A 15,135-nucleotide genomic window follows, 5' to 3' on the forward strand; every position below is an offset into this window, starting at 1 on the left:
AAAGCTGATAGCCATGTGATTTGTTATTCAAGACTCATCGCCTTAACTTTACATCGTTAAATTTTAATAGAGGTTTATTGTAGATGACTAATGCACAAAAATGGGTTGCCGCTTTTCTTGGTCTATTTCTTATTCTTTTTTTACTTGGAAGAATTACACGCAAAGAAGCACAGGCAATGCCATCAACGATGGGACAAATGGGACAGCAAACGACTCAAACTACTTCTGCAGCCGACGGACAAACGTTAACAAAGCAGCTTGGTTGTATTACTTGCCACGGAGAAAATTTACAGGGAACGCAAACGGCTCCCGCTTTAGCTAATATTAATAAAAATTGGACTCGTGACGGATTAATAAATTATCTGCGCAATCCTTCATCTTACAGCGGCGGTTCACGTTTTGATGCGTTCCGTGAGAAATACAAAAGCACAATTATGCCTTCTTATGAAAATAGGGACGTAAAAGAGCTTGGCAGGATTGCAGAATTTTTATTAACCAAATAAATAATTATCAATCGGTAGTGATATAAAACCCGATTTCATAGGAACCGGGTTTTATTATTTTAAAGAATAATTTTTTTGATCATCTCAGCCGTATCATTCGAAAATAAAATAACATCTAATCATAATCTTTCTTTTCTAATTGCGGATATGCTAAAACCAGCAGAGGTATAAAATTAAAAATATCTCTCTTTCAAAATTTTAAGATGATGATGTGCATGTCCGGTCATGATATATGCAAGTGCGCGTACGGAAAGTTTATTCCCATTTGAAGTGCCGGTACGTATAGACATCTCGTCAGTAAAATTTTTGAACATCAGCATATTTGATGTACGTAATGCACAAAACTCTTCAACAAGATCTGCTAGTTTGATCTCACTGTAATTTGATTGATGAATATATTCGTTCTCGTCAAATCCATGAAGATCTTTATTATCGTTGCGTGCAAAACGTAGTGCGCGATAAGCAAAAATTCTCTCAGCTTCTAAAATATGACCGAGAACTTCTTTAACGCTCCATTTCTCGGGAGAATAACGGAACTCCGATTGTTTTTTGGTAACATTTTTGAATAATCTTTTTACTTCAGCGATTTGCTTGTTCATACTTTTAACAACATCCCCGTCCGGAACTTTTTCAATATAAGTATGATAGTATAAAGCGTATTCATCTTTGTTGGGCCGTTTCATTTTTTACCTCTATGAAATATCACGTGTTAAATAATCGTTATAATCCAGAACGATACGGGAATATTCTTCCTTCATAAGAGGTGAAGAAAAAATAAAATCCGCAGATGCTCTGTTACATGCAATAGGAATATTCCAAACAACAGCAATGCGAAGAAGTGCTTTCACATCAGGATCGTGCGGCTGAGGTTCAAGCGGATCCCAGAAAAAAATCAGCACATCAATTTTATTTTCTGAAATTTTTGCGCCAAGCTGCTGATCGCCTCCGAGAGGACCACTTTGCAATCGGGTTACATTAAATCCCAAATCTTGTTCAAGCAATTTTCCGGTTGTTCCCGTTGCATAAATTTCATGATCACCAAGATTACCGCGGTTGAATTTTGCCCACTCTATCAAATCTTGTTTCTTGTTATCATGAGCAACGAGAGCAATCCTTTTCTTTTTCTTCATTTCTACGTTGATAAATTTATTCATACATCTCCTAATTATATTTTATTTTTTCCTTTAACATCGCACTAAAATAATAACAGCATAAAGTAAAATATTATTTCTTGAACTTACTTAACAAATCAGCAATAGCATCTTTATGTGCCATGAATCCAAGCATTTTTAGCTTCACATAATTTTCTTGGTAAAAATAATATCCTTTATCACCTACATTGAATGAACCCGAACCTGAATCTTTTATTAAGTACCAATCTTTACCATCTTTATTTAAATAACCGACCATGTGAATTCCGTGGTCATCGCCGGTTGTTCCGTTGCTAAAACGAAATTGCCGTGCGGACTCATCAATATATTCAGAAGGAACATCGAATGAAGGAATCATAGCAACTTTTGCGTGCGATTCGATTCCGGCTTCAGAAACATCTCCGAAAATTGCGAGTGTAAATCCCTTTCTGATTGTACTTTTTATAGTTGACATAAAAACATCGAGAGGAACATTATAGTAGTCTTTGTTATGCCACCAATTATCCGGGACCTCATACTCAACTTTTTCATAATATGGTTTTTGCATTAACGACATAACGGCAACGTAATCATCTAAGTTAAGCCCGACTATTTTACTTAAATATTCTTTTGGTGTGTATTCTTTTCCATCAACAGTAAATTTGGTTGGCGGTTCGCCCAGATAATGATTTAAAATTGATTTTACAGTACTAACAACTTCATCTTCGTTCCATGAATTTGTATTCTTGATACCGATTAGATAATTGTTGATCTCTTGAAACATTTTTCCGTGATCGTTATGTTTTTGTCCCGGTAGTTTTCCGTCGTAAACATTTTCCGGTACGATACCATATTCTTTCCAAATTCTAATAACTGCATTTGCTTCCGATCCTTCACCGATAGCCGAATTTCCTCTTTCGGTTACGAATCTTCTAACCTTTGCCAGATATTCCCAATAAGCAGTCCAAATCTCTGAGAGTTTAATTTTTATGTTATGAATTCGATAAACTTCAGATTCCAAGTAAGATGTTGTTGAGAAAGACCAGCAAGTTCCGGTGTTGCCTTGATTGATGGGATCATTGTGCCAGTAAGATGTGAATTCATTTTTTGATTTAGGAAGATTAAGTCCGGTATAATCCATTTTAAATATTTTATTATCGGACTTTTCTTTTTTGTTGAAATCATCAATCCCTTTTTGGATTTCATCCCAAAATTCACTTTTCGGTTGAACAAATGTTCCCTTATCATGAACTTGTGCTGTGATTAATCCGCTTAATAAAAAGGTGAATAGAAAGATTTTAAAATTCTTCATTTTATTTCTCCGGTTATTCTAATAATGGACAAATTTTACACATCAAAATTAATGAAAGAAAGGGAAGATTGTATAGATAAATTTGATAGAAATAAAAGCGTATCTTTTTATAAATTGAGATTGCTTTTGAAAGTTGATTTGCGATAGTTTCAATTAAACTAATCTTGAAATCAAGGAGAGATTATTATGTACTCACGTCGACAATTTTTAAATAGGTTTATGATTTCTACAGGCGGTGCATTTATTGCTTTAAGAACCGATGCCTTTGCACGTGCAACAGAAGCATTAGCTAAATTAAATCCATCAGTCTCTCCGGTAGAATCAGCAAGTGATGAAGACTTCTGGGGCAGAATTCAATCGGCATTTGATGTTGATCGTTCGCTAATAAATTTAAATAACGGCGGCGTTTCACCATCTCCGCGAGTTGTTATAGATGCTTTCAAACGTTATGTAGATTATTGTAACCAAGCACCGTCATATTATATGTGGCAGCATGTTGAACCTAAAATCGAAACAGTACGTGAAAAATTAGCAATTGTATTCGGATGTGATAAAGAAGAAATCGCAATTACTAGAAACGATAGCGAATCGCTGCAAATCATTCAACTGGGAATTGATTTTAAACCCGGAGATGAAATTCTTACTACCACGCAAGATTATCCCCGCATGTTAACAACATTTAATCAAATGGAAAGACGAATAGGTATAAAAGTAAACAAGGTTCAATATCCGACTCCTCTCATAAATAAAGATGATTACGTAGAAGCACTCAAAAACGGAATTACTTCTAAAACTAAATTGATTTTAATAAGCCATACTTGTTTTCTAACCGGGCAGATTCTTCCTGTACGTAATGTTTGCAGAGCAGCACATGAAAAAGGGATTGAAGTTATTGTTGACGGGGCACATTCGTTTAATCATTTTCCTTACACTCTTGCAGATCTTGAATGTGATTATTTCGGAACTTCACTTCACAAATGGACTTACGCTCCGATCGGAACCGGAATGTTGTATGTAAAAAGAGATCTAATTAAAAAAGTATGGCCGTTAATGGCGGCATCAAAAGAAATGGAAGACAACATCCGCAAGTTCGAAGAGATAGGAACTCATCCGGCCGCAAATCATAATGCGATTGCAGAAGCTCTTGCATTCAATGAAGCAATTGGGATTGACAGAAAAGCTGAAAGATTCCGCTATCTTCACAAACGGTGGATCAATCGTGTTAAAAAATATGATAACGTTAAATTTTTGATTGATATAGATGATGAATCTAATTGGGCGGGGATAGTGAATTTTAATATTACAGGAGTAAACATCAGTAAACTTGCTGAGTATTTATTAAATAAACATAGGATCTTTGTAGTTGTTATTATTTTTGAAGAGTTCAAAGGGTTACGCATTACACCAAATGTTTATACAATGGTTTCTGAAATGGATCTTTTCGCAGATGTGATTGAATCTGTTGCGCGTGGTGAAGTAAAAGAAGTATTGGAATAACTATCGGTTGTCAGCCATCTACTTTTAGTGATTTTTTTTAGCCGATTGCCGACAGCTGATAGCATTAATGAACTTGTTTTAAGATGGTTTGATTAATCGGACCAAAAAGATCTTTAAAATTATATCCCATACTTATTAAATCATTCTTTTTAGAAATTAAAAAATCTTTTACGGTCTCAATGCCAATAACTTTTGTAATGCCTATACGCAGTACTTGTTCTTTATCAACATAAACATCACCTTTATATGGAAGCATCGGATTATATTCAAGATCTCGTTCTTTAATTAAAGGTCGTAAAGTATTTTCAAATTCAGCCGGAACAGATTTTACAATTCCAACCAATTCAAAATTAGGAACACCATCGCGTATGGCAAGAACAATTCCTCCGCTGCAACCTTTATTGAATACCGCATCAATTAGAAAAATATGTTTTTCTTTCCCCGGACTGCTGACAATTCCTTTCGAGATCATTTTATAGTTCATTGGAAATCCAAATACATAAACAAAACTTCCCCATTCAAGTTCTGCTGAATTACCCCAGGTATAGTTGAAAGTTGTCATCCTTAAAGTTTCATTTAAAGTATATCTTCTTCCGAGCAATGCGATATCCATATTTTTATCTTGAAGAATTATATCAAGTTCTCCGCTCTCAGGAAAATCGGCGACATAATTTGTTTGTTTCGATTTGATAGAGATACTCTCGATAAATTGAGATGAAGTTCCATCTGGGTTTACAAAATATGAAACAACTGTATCCGGGAAAGAAACGATATGAGCAACAGTTAACAGCGCAACTAATCCTTGGTTGGCAAATATTATTGTTCCGGTTCCGGATGCGGTACGATTGAAATAAACTTTCTCAACTGCATTCTTTTCAAAATCTATTTGATTCAGTTGTCGTAAAGTAAAAATTTTATTGCGATTGAACACATAGCTTTCATAAAATGCTATACTGTTTATTAAGCGGATAGAATTACTTACCTCTTCAAGCTGTTGTGATGAATTTCTGTATGGAAACTCACTATCGTATTTGCCGTCATTTAAGGTGGGGTAAACTTTTTCAAAAATGGACGATGAAGTACATGAGAGAATTGAAAATAAAAGCGGCATTGCAAGTAATGTTCTAATTTGAAATTTTCGAATCATTGTTTTACCTGAGTGGCTGCTTATCTGAAGTAAATCTAACAGAAAAAAACATGTTAATAAAGGGGGAAAACTAAGGTCTTGGCGGATATAAATCCGCGCCAAGACTAAAAATTGATTATAAGTTTTTCATCCAAGCACTTCGTAATTCAAGTTGTTGTTCTGAAGCATCATCTAGAACCTTAAATTGATGTTTGATCGCTCTGGGCTGTATAGAACATGTTACTTCTTTTTCTTGACCGTTCCGTTCTATTGTAAGAACAAATATGCCGCCTACTTTTATATTTCTCATAAAGCCGAATTTGCTTTGTGCATTTTGTAAGGTAACTTCTTCACCGTTCACTTTAGTTATTAAATCAAGTACGTGAACACCATCGGCGGTTGGGTTATCTACACGAATGACGATAAACTTATTATCTTTTACTCCAATCCCAAACCCAAGAGAAATTTTTGAACTGTCTATACCTATAAATTCTTTGTATTCAATTCCAAGTTTTCCAAAATATTCCGCGACAGGCAGTTTATCTGTTCCTTTAATATATCTATTGATAAAATCTGCGATCTCGGGATAAGTACGATTTACAAATTCATCAAAGAAATCTTTTTCGCTGAATGCTTTGTTAACACCATAGTCTTTATAAAGTTGATTTAGTACTTCCCGCAATCCCTTTTTCCCTTTTGAAAGTTCGAGCAGACGGATATCAAGCAGGCAGCCGACAACAGCACCCTTTTGATAAATATTCCCATATTGATCTTGTCTTTCTGTTGAATGAAGAGAAAGATCAACAAGTGAAATTGTTGGGTCGTAATTATCGTTGACAATAAGTTTAGATTTCATATCAGCAAGATAATCGTCAAGAGAAATAAGATAATCTCGTAACTGAAGAATGTCGGAAGCCCATTCAGTTACTCCTTCATACAACCAAATATGTTGAGACATAGTCGGTTTTTCAAAATTGAAATTACCAATTAATTCACTATGAATATTTAACGGAGTAACAACATGATAAAATTCGTGAGCAGCCATTGACTTAATCTCTTTAGCTACATTTTCTTCAAGAGGACTTTCGTTGAGGATATATTCGGAACTAAAATTATGTTCCCACGCACCAGCAGAAAAATTTTCAAAATGGAAAAGAAAAGTATAATGATCCACAGGAAGTCCTTGTGTGAATTGACTTGTAGCCGTCAGCATATCTTCGAGTAAGATTAATATTTGATCTGAAGTAACTTTCCCGGTCTTGGAATAAGTATATACTTCAACTGAAGTGTTCTCAATTTTGGTTGTTGTTTTTGTAAGATTACCAAGGAGGATCGGAGAATCAACAACATAATCATAATCGGGCGCATCGTAAAAACCATCTTTGTCAAGATTTAATGCTGTACCAGCTATCCATTCTTTTGGATAATCCAATTTTATTTTAATTGGAGTTTTCTCCATCCCATGAAAATATCCGAAAACGCATTGACCGTTTATCAGCGCATTGTCTTTTTCTAAAGATGTTCCGCACATTGCATAGACCGGATTTTCTTTTACAGGAGTATCCCACGTTTCGGCAATTGTATAAACTAATTTTGCTGTCTTAGTAGGTTCTTCAAGTTCCCATTGATTGGTTGAGATTTGCTTTGATCCCAATTCATTTCCTTTATCATCATAAGCTTTGAATGAACGGACAAATCTGCCTATATCCATTGTCTGATATGTTCCCGGCGCAGTTGATGCAAACTGATAAATTTTATTTTGCTCTGTAAGTTTTTCGGGTACTAAAGTAACTTTGAAAAGATCATCTGCACGATCATTTAAATTTACGTAAAATTTTTGCTGAGCAGATATTGCCGTTAACGAGGCAAGAAGAAATAAAACTGTTAGGAATAAGAATCTAATTTGATTTTTCATTTATCAGACTTCCTTAATTTTTGAATTGAGTAAATATTAAGACGATTTGTAAATGATTAAGTTCTTATTATTACCTAAATAGCCACTAAGATAATTCACCTTAGATATTCTAGTACTTGGTAGAGTATTATTTATTCTCCGGTAATTTTTCAAAGAGTAATTCAGTAAAAATGAAGTCGGGAGAATTTGGAACTTCGAAAGTCATTTTCTTAATATCATAATTAAAATTCACATCAGATTTTACCCAGCTGCGGGTTAAAAATTCATCTTCCCAATCAATATAAAACATATCATAAATTCTTGAGATAGGTCATTTAATAAATTCGAGCAATAAGAATTTAGATATTTCATTATTCGTTTACTAATTCCTTAAATGGGCTTGTAAAGAATTCCGGGAAGCGTCTAATTACACAGTGTCCTATCATTTCCGCAATCTCTTCAAACTTGAGAAGGTTTGTATTAACAATAGAATGATAGATAAGAGGGTCTTCAATATTTTTATGAAAATATTTCCAGATATAATTTTTTCTGGATTCGTCCTCCTCTTTAATAAAATCAGTTGCGGTTTTCCTGTCAACATTGTAAAGCTGCATCGCATTTTCAATTCTGAAACTAAGCGGTGCAACAAACCGGATATGGAAAGCATTCGGAATTTTTGCTGTTATTATATTTGCACCTCTTCCAACAATAATTACGTTTCCATATTCAGCAAGTTTTAAAATTGTGTGTGAGGTTTTGTGGAGAAGAGAAAGTTTTGAAGGAGAAATTCCCAATATCTCTCCGAACCACGAATCAATTTTGTGCTGTTTCTCTTCCGATAGATATTTTCGAAAATGTTCGGGCAGGTGATGATCTTCCATTATCTTTTCTATCAGATCACGGTCAAAATAGGTCCAATCGTTATAATTATCGATGGCATAATGATTAAAATACTCAATTAAATTTTCGCAGATTGCTACAGCGCCAATTCCAGTTTCGCGGGAAATTGTGATTGTAGGACCGGGATTCATTTTTCGTTTACGGAATTCTGCTTCTTCAGATTCTTGATAATGTTTGTTAATATAAATGCGGGCTTTTTCGTAAGAACCAAGGACTTTCATATTCCACCTCCCGATTAAGTTATAAAATGGAGGAGAGGAAATTTCTACATGCAATTTAATTAAAAATTTAGATTAGAAATAATCCGCAACTTTCGTTGCGGATTAAGGGTAGAGGTAAGTGAAAATTTTTTTATAAGTGTGTTAATCTAAATTTGGATGTTTTTTATGATAATCAGTTGCATCTTGAAAAGCTTTAGCAACAGCGATTATTTTTCCTTCATCGAACAGTTTCCCCATGAATGTAATGCTTGTTAATGTCCCTTTTTTAGTGAAACCAGTTGGCACTACAACGGAAGGATGTCCAGTTAAATTTGTCAGAAGTAAATTATTTCCTTCCCAAGATGGGGCAATGTAGACATCAATTTTTTCCATCAGCTTTTGCATTTCTTGAATTAGCATATAGCGGATTCTGTTTGCGTTAATGTATTCTACTGCAGGAATAAATCTGGATGCACGGAAAATATTAGGCCATGCGCCTTTAAATTGACGGGCGAGCAGATCATCTTTATTAGATCGTGTTAGTTCATCAAAAGCGGCACCCGCTTCTGCTGTTAAAATAATTTGAATATCATTTACTGCGACATCCGGCAAATCTATCGGGATCAGCTGAGCGCCGAGCGCTTCTAATTTTTTTAATGCTAAAGAATCATTTTGATGGAAAGAATATTTCTTCGCGAAATCATTTTTCAAATAACCAATCTTTAGTTTTTTAAAATCAACTTTGGAATTATAATTAAACGGTACATCATAAAGAGTCTGATCTTTTCCGTCAGTTCCGCGGATAACATCAAAAACAATTGCGAGGTCTTCAGCATTTCTACAGAGTAGGCCGATCTTATCCATAGACCAGCTTAATGCCATTGCGCCGGCGCGACTTACACGTCCGTAACTTGGGCGCAATCCCGTTACACCACAAACTGTTGAAGGAGAGACAATTGATCCCCAAGTTTCTGTTCCGATAGCAAACGGAAGAAGTCCGGCAGAAACAGATGAAGCAGAACCTGCCGATGAACCGCTCGATCCTTTTGTTGTATCCCACGGGTTGCGAGTCATTCCGCCGAACCAAACGTCATCCATTGCAAGTTCGCCCATTGAAAGTTTTGCACACAATACAGCGCCGGCATCTTCCAGTTTTTTTATTACTGTTGCGTCTTCGTCTATCATTTGTTCTTTGAATGGTGCCGCTCCCCATGTAGTCCTGTAATCTTTTGTTGTAAGCAGATCTTTTACTCCAAACGGAATACCGTGAAGCATGCCTCTGTATTTTCCTTTTGAAATTTCTTCATCGGCTTTTTTTGCCTGCTTAAGTGCAAACTTTTCGGTAAGCGTTATTACAGAGTGAAGTTTTGGTCCGAATTTTTTTAATCTATCAAGAAACATTTTTGTTAACTCAGTTGAACTCACTTTTTTTGTTTTAATTAAGTACGATAGCTCGCCAACAGAGTAATATATAAGATCTTCGATCTTAGCAGGCATTTTTGTACCGAAGTAGCTGCTAAATTTTAACGGGTATTGTTTTCGTTCAAACTTAAAGCCGGCAGGAATCGGATTAAAAAGAATTGCTGGTGGAATGCTGTTATCCAAACGAATCTTGTGAATATTTGTATAATAACCGAGTTGTTCGTTCAGTGCGTCCTGCATTGAATCACGCTCGACATCTGTAAATTCAATTCCGAATATTTTTTCTGCATTGGGGATATCTTCTTTTTTGATCTTTTTTTCTGTTTGCTGGGGGAAAGAGATTTGTGAACTAAGAAGAAGTAATATGATAAATTTTAAGAATGAAATATTTTTTAATGATTTCATAATGATGTCCATTTTAGATTTTATTTAATTTCTGATTTACAATATATAAAGCGTACACAATCAATGATCTATTGTGAAAATTATGGATTGACGGAAAGGGAAGCAATGTTTATTTAATGATAAGTAAAAATTCTGAGTTAAGAATAATTTTATTAACTTTGTTTTATCATGGTTGAAAAATACAAACACATTATTTGGGATTGGAACGGAACCATAATTGACGATGTGGATCTTTGTGTCGAACTCATCAACTGGCTGTTGAAAGAAAAAAATCTTAATACAATTACAAAAGAAGAATACAAGAATGTATTTACAATACCAGTAAAGAATTATTATGCCGCACTTGGATTTGATTTTGATAAAGAACCGTTTGAAGTAATAGGTAAAAGATGGATGGATGAATACGAACGCAGAAAATTTGAATGTATGGTTTATGATGGCGTTGTTGATGTAATGGAGAAAATAAATAAACTTGGAATCGGGCAGTCAATTCTATCGGCGTATTCCCAACATACACTTGAAGAAATGGTAGCACATTTCAGTCTTACTAAATATTTTTCTCACATTGTGGGTCTTGATAACATTTACGCTGCGGGAAAACTTCATCTCGGTAAAGATTTAATGAAACGTCTCGGAAACGGAAAAGGGGAAACTCTTCTTATAGGCGATACTGAACACGATTACGAAGTTGCGACTGAGATTGGTGCGGATTGTATCTTAAGTTCAAACGGACATCAAGACAGGGAGAAGTTGGAAAAAACAGGTGCCTTAGTTATAGATAATATACGTCAACTTCTGTGAACCGAAATTAAAATTTTAATTCAAACAAACTCATCGGATCAATTCTTTTTTTGTACCACTGAACACCAAGATGTAAGTGCGGACCGGTTGCGCGTCCGGTTTCACCAACAAGACCGATCGCTTTTCCTTTTTGAACTTTCTGATTATCCTTAACTAAAATTTTACTCATATGAAGATAAACACTTGTTAATCCTTGTCCGTGATCAAGCAGAACAAAATTTCCATTATAGAAAAAAGCTTTACCAGCAATTCGAACAATGCCGTCAGTTATTGCACGAATGGAATCTCCTTCCGAACCGCCAAAGTCAAGACCATTGTGAACGTTGCTTGGTTTGCCGTTCAAAATTCTTTGAAGCCCGAACGTTGCGCGTATATCAACGCTATCAACGGGATAAACAAATCCTTCCATAAATAAAGCATCTTTAACTTTACCGACTTTTGCCCTGGCAGATTTCATGAGCTGTGCTTCATGCTGAATTCTATTTCTTAATTTCTTCGGTGGGGTAACATACTTACTTGCTAATCGGAGCCGTTGTTCTTCATATTCTTTTTTTTCTATTGTGTATTCGTAAGTCTGAACTTTTTTGTTTTTGAATTTTACATTAAGCAAAAATTTTCCGGATGCGTCACGATCAAAACCAAAAACAAAAATACTGTTCTTATCAATTTGAAGTTTAATATTGTCTAATGTTGCGCTTACTATTTGATCTCCTTTCGCAATTACAATTCCGCCGGGCTTTGCCTCACCTAAAAATTTTATTTCTTGTGCACTAATTGAAATTGAAATGCAGATAACGAACAGAATAATAAAATATTTCATTAAGTGATAACTCCGCTTTCTTGTTAAAATAATAAAAAGATAATGACTGGCAAGGTTAATATATATTCCAAAAGGCAGAAAGCTGGCCAGAGAAAAAACGGTAGCTGGAATTATCGCGCGATGTACTTCCTATGCTGATCTTTCCCGAGAGAATTAATTTTTTTATTGGAGTGTATTCTGCGTCTATATGTCCTTCAAGTGCAACAAGAGTACTTTGCGGAATTATTCCGATCTTTCCGCCAATCGAAACTCTTAGATTTTCTTTTTTATCAAGATCATTATCCAGCCATATACAATGCGATTCAAAATTACGTGGTGAATAATAGTAATCGGATTTAACTTTATAATTTGAGTAAGCATACTCGTAACCGAGTGCAAAATCCGACCAGAAATATTTTCCTAATCTAATATTAAAATCATTGCCTGCATTGCCGTCATTGATTGCAACATACTGAAAGAACCCCGAAGTTTTTAATCCTTCTCTATTTCTGTAATAACCGTTAAACTTATATAAAGCCGCGTATTGCCGTATATCAATTAGATAAGGTGAATAAAGAATTAATGCAGCATCGGTGTTTTGATAAGTGAGGTTAACACCTATTGTATCTCTTTTTTCATAGCGGAAGAATATATCATTGTCATCACGTGTAAATTTTCCTAGTACGGTACTTATTCCTAAACCGACACCGAGACTAAGATTATTTGAAAATCTCAAAAGAAATAATCCTTTGAATGTTGTAAAGAGCTGTTCACCGGTAAAAGAATACCCGGTTGGATAGCTGTTGATTATATCTTGATTGAGACTTGCGGAATTAGCTCTCATTGAATTGCGGAAAAATGAAATTCCGAACGAAAGAAATTTTGTAACACCAAGTTCTAAACGTGCACCACCGCCGAATAATCTAAAACTCATGTTATCTGTGTAATAAGAAACAGTGGGATTCACACCAACATAGCTCGGGAAAGTTTCGAAGATAGATGCAATACCGGTAATCGGCAGCCAGCCTTTTCTTTGTTTGATCGCTGAGATCTGAGTAGAATCTATATCTTTCCAGTCGAGTAAATTGTTATAAACCATCCGTGCGGAATCCGGTTCGCCGAACTTTGCATAAGAATCACCAAGAGATAAATTTGCATCATAGTCGGATGAATCTTGTCTTACTATATCCTTAAACTCATGAATAGCATTAACGGTATCGCCCATTGCATAATATAGTTTCGCTCGTTGTAACTGTGCTTCATAATTTGGTCCTGCAGAAAGAACTTGATTGTAAGTCTCGAGTGCTTTGGAATAATCTTTTGCACAGAAGAGAACATCGCCGTATTCCTTAATAATTTGATTACTTGGTTCTGCTTTTGATAAATAATCTTCGTAGAAGGGAAGAGCACCTTTGCAATCTTCGGCAGCAACTTTAAGACGTCCTTCTTCTAGAATTGCGTAAACTTTTTCTTCTTCAAAACGCATCTTCTGCCAATCAATATTTGATTGCAGTTTAATTACATCATCGTTAGTGGGATCTATTCCTTTTGCAATATCTGCTTCTTTTTGTGCAGCTTCAAAATCTCTTTCAATCAATTTGATTGAACCCGTTGAAACTAGAGCTTGAACATTATCCGGTTTAGCTTTTAAAACATTATTTAGATATTGTTTTGCCAGATCAATATCACGGTTTATCCAAACAGATACTTGCGCACGGAAAAGTTGGTAATCAAGATTGTTGGGGGAATCCTGCAATAGCTTGTCTGTAATTTCAATTGCTTTATCAAACTCGCGGCTCCATGCCGAGATGCGCGCCCATCTGAAACGAAGTGATGCATCTTTTTCTTCAGGATTCTGTTCGAAATATTTATTTAGCATAACCATTGCGCTGTCATATTCGGTTAAGTATTCGTAATACTCAACAAGCATTTTAAGAGCATCTTTATCTGCAGTGTTAGAAGCGAGCCGAACTTTAGCGGTATCTAATTTTTCTCGGTAGGTTTTTATCCGCGTCTCTGTAACGTATGCCCACTTCTCTTTATATCTTGTGTCGTCTGATTTTGTAACACCAATAATTTGTAATTGCTGATAAGCTTCTTCAAGACGATTTGCCTGAATTAAATCATCAACCAATTTAAAACGTGTATCGAGATCATTGGCATTTCTTCTTAGAATACGATAGTAACGATCTATCGGATATTCTTTTTCGAATGCGCGCGGATTTTCTTGAGTTACGTATGCTTTGTTTGTCGCCATATCAAGTCCGTCCTGCGCTTCCTTAAAAAACGGTTTGAAGCCAAGTGCATTCTCGAATGCTTTTATTGCGATTTGATATTTACCAAGCCACATTGTAAAATATCCGTAACGGCTCCATAAACGCCAATCGGTTGGATAACGGTCGGTAAATTTTTTAAGAATTCTTTCACCCTTAACGATGCTTCCGGTTTTTGCAAGAACTTCCGTGTAACGGATTATTTCATCAGGCGAAGCATTATCATCGCGTTTTAAGTATTCATCATACCATTGTTCAGCTTTATCCCAGATCTCCATCAACTTATATGTTTTGCCAATCTCTAAATAATTGAACGGTTGATTCGGATCGATAGCAATCTCGCGTAAATGTCCTTCAATTTTTTTGTTAAGTATCGGGTACCAGATACCAATAAGACGCTGAAGATTTTTTTCATATTCAGCTCTCTTAACCGCGTCTCTTGTTTCGATAGCTATCGCGCGTCTGTAATCTAAACGTCCGTATTCATACTGCTGGCGTTTTTCAAAACATGTTGCACGTAAATTATAACCTTCGGATTCCTGTGGCAGAGCGGTGATGTATTTGTTCAATTGATCAATTGCTTCGCCGTAACGTCCGGCGTTCATGTGCAGGAGAGCAGTACTCTTGTAAACTTCTATATCAACTTTTTGTTGCTGCGTAAAAGAAATTTGCGAAAGCAAAATTAGAATGAGAATAGATATTTGTATGCGAGATTTAATCATATTTATATTAATTATAAAAACCTATAACCTTCTCAAGCAGATTCATGCTTATTAATTCACGGGCATTATTTCCTAAGCCAATTTATCAAAAATTATGCAAAAAGTAACGAACGAAGAAATGTTTGATTAAGCTTTGTTTTTCATCTAAAGG

At 35.3% G+C, this 15,135-nt stretch carries 13 protein-coding genes; 3 read left to right on the forward strand and 10 right to left on the reverse strand.

The annotated features are described in order from the left end of the window. Positions 1-83: 83 nt before the first annotated feature. Complete coding sequence (locus tag NTZ27_11205; GenBank protein ID MCX6175309.1) at positions 84-503, forward strand: cytochrome c; 420 nt, start codon at positions 84-86, stop codon at positions 501-503. Between the two features lie 173 nt (positions 504-676). Here NTZ27_11205 and NTZ27_11210 read toward each other — a convergent pair whose 3' ends face one another. The 3 genes from NTZ27_11210 to NTZ27_11220 form a co-directional block, all read right to left on the reverse strand. Beyond that, a complete protein-coding gene (locus NTZ27_11210) occupies positions 677-1,186 on the reverse strand; it encodes a DinB family protein (protein ID MCX6175310.1) in 510 nt (169 codons plus the stop codon). 9 nt (positions 1,187-1,195) lie between these two features. Beyond that, a complete protein-coding gene (locus NTZ27_11215; protein MCX6175311.1) occupies positions 1,196-1,657 on the reverse strand; it encodes a methylglyoxal synthase in 462 nt (153 codons plus the stop codon). Between the two features lie 70 nt (positions 1,658-1,727). After that, positions 1,728-2,945: a peptidase C1 gene (locus NTZ27_11220; protein MCX6175312.1), complete on the reverse strand. Its 1,218-nt coding sequence runs from the start codon at positions 2,943-2,945 to the stop codon at positions 1,728-1,730. A 186-nt stretch (positions 2,946-3,131) separates the two neighbouring features. Between NTZ27_11220 and NTZ27_11225 the strand changes: the two genes are divergently transcribed. After that, positions 3,132-4,442: an aminotransferase class V-fold PLP-dependent enzyme gene (locus tag NTZ27_11225; GenBank protein ID MCX6175313.1), complete on the forward strand. Its 1,311-nt coding sequence runs from the start codon at positions 3,132-3,134 to the stop codon at positions 4,440-4,442. A 64-nt stretch (positions 4,443-4,506) separates the two neighbouring features. Here NTZ27_11225 and NTZ27_11230 read toward each other — a convergent pair whose 3' ends face one another. The 5 genes from NTZ27_11230 to NTZ27_11250 form a co-directional block, all read right to left on the reverse strand. Then, the gene (locus NTZ27_11230; GenBank protein MCX6175314.1) at positions 4,507-5,589 is read right to left on the reverse strand and encodes a serine protease; all 1,083 of its coding nucleotides are present in this window, start codon (positions 5,587-5,589) and stop codon (positions 4,507-4,509) included. Positions 5,590-5,704: 115 nt separating this feature from the next. Further along, a complete protein-coding gene (locus NTZ27_11235) occupies positions 5,705-7,483 on the reverse strand; it encodes a hypothetical protein (protein MCX6175315.1) in 1,779 nt (592 codons plus the stop codon). Positions 7,484-7,610: 127 nt separating this feature from the next. After that, the gene (locus NTZ27_11240) at positions 7,611-7,772 is read right to left on the reverse strand and encodes a hypothetical protein (GenBank protein ID MCX6175316.1); all 162 of its coding nucleotides are present in this window, start codon (positions 7,770-7,772) and stop codon (positions 7,611-7,613) included. 61 nt (positions 7,773-7,833) lie between these two features. Then, complete coding sequence (locus NTZ27_11245) at positions 7,834-8,583, reverse strand: cytidylate kinase-like family protein (protein MCX6175317.1); 750 nt, start codon at positions 8,581-8,583, stop codon at positions 7,834-7,836. Positions 8,584-8,724: 141 nt separating this feature from the next. Then, entirely contained in the window at positions 8,725-10,389 is a 1,665-nt protein-coding gene (locus NTZ27_11250; GenBank protein ID MCX6175318.1) for an amidase, read from the reverse strand. A gap of 168 nt (positions 10,390-10,557) precedes the next feature. Here NTZ27_11250 and NTZ27_11255 point away from each other — a divergent pair, with 168 nt between their 5' ends. Then, positions 10,558-11,190, forward strand: coding sequence for an HAD family hydrolase (locus tag NTZ27_11255; GenBank protein MCX6175319.1), 633 nt, complete (start codon positions 10,558-10,560; stop codon positions 11,188-11,190). Between the two features lie 7 nt (positions 11,191-11,197). Here the strand turns inward: NTZ27_11255 and NTZ27_11260 are convergent, their stop codons facing one another. Both NTZ27_11260 and NTZ27_11265 read right to left on the reverse strand, forming a co-directional pair. After that, on the reverse strand, positions 11,198-12,010 hold the full coding sequence (locus tag NTZ27_11260; protein ID MCX6175320.1) for a M23 family metallopeptidase: 813 nt from the start codon (positions 12,008-12,010) through the stop codon (positions 11,198-11,200). 55 nt (positions 12,011-12,065) lie between these two features. Continuing rightward, positions 12,066-14,984, reverse strand: coding sequence for a tetratricopeptide repeat protein (locus NTZ27_11265; GenBank protein MCX6175321.1), 2,919 nt, complete (start codon positions 14,982-14,984; stop codon positions 12,066-12,068). Positions 14,985-15,135 lie beyond the last annotated feature (151 nt).

Source organism: Ignavibacteriales bacterium, assembly GCA_026390775.1.
In the GTDB taxonomy this organism is placed as follows: Bacteria; Bacteroidota; Ignavibacteria; order Ignavibacteriales; family Melioribacteraceae; genus Fen-1258.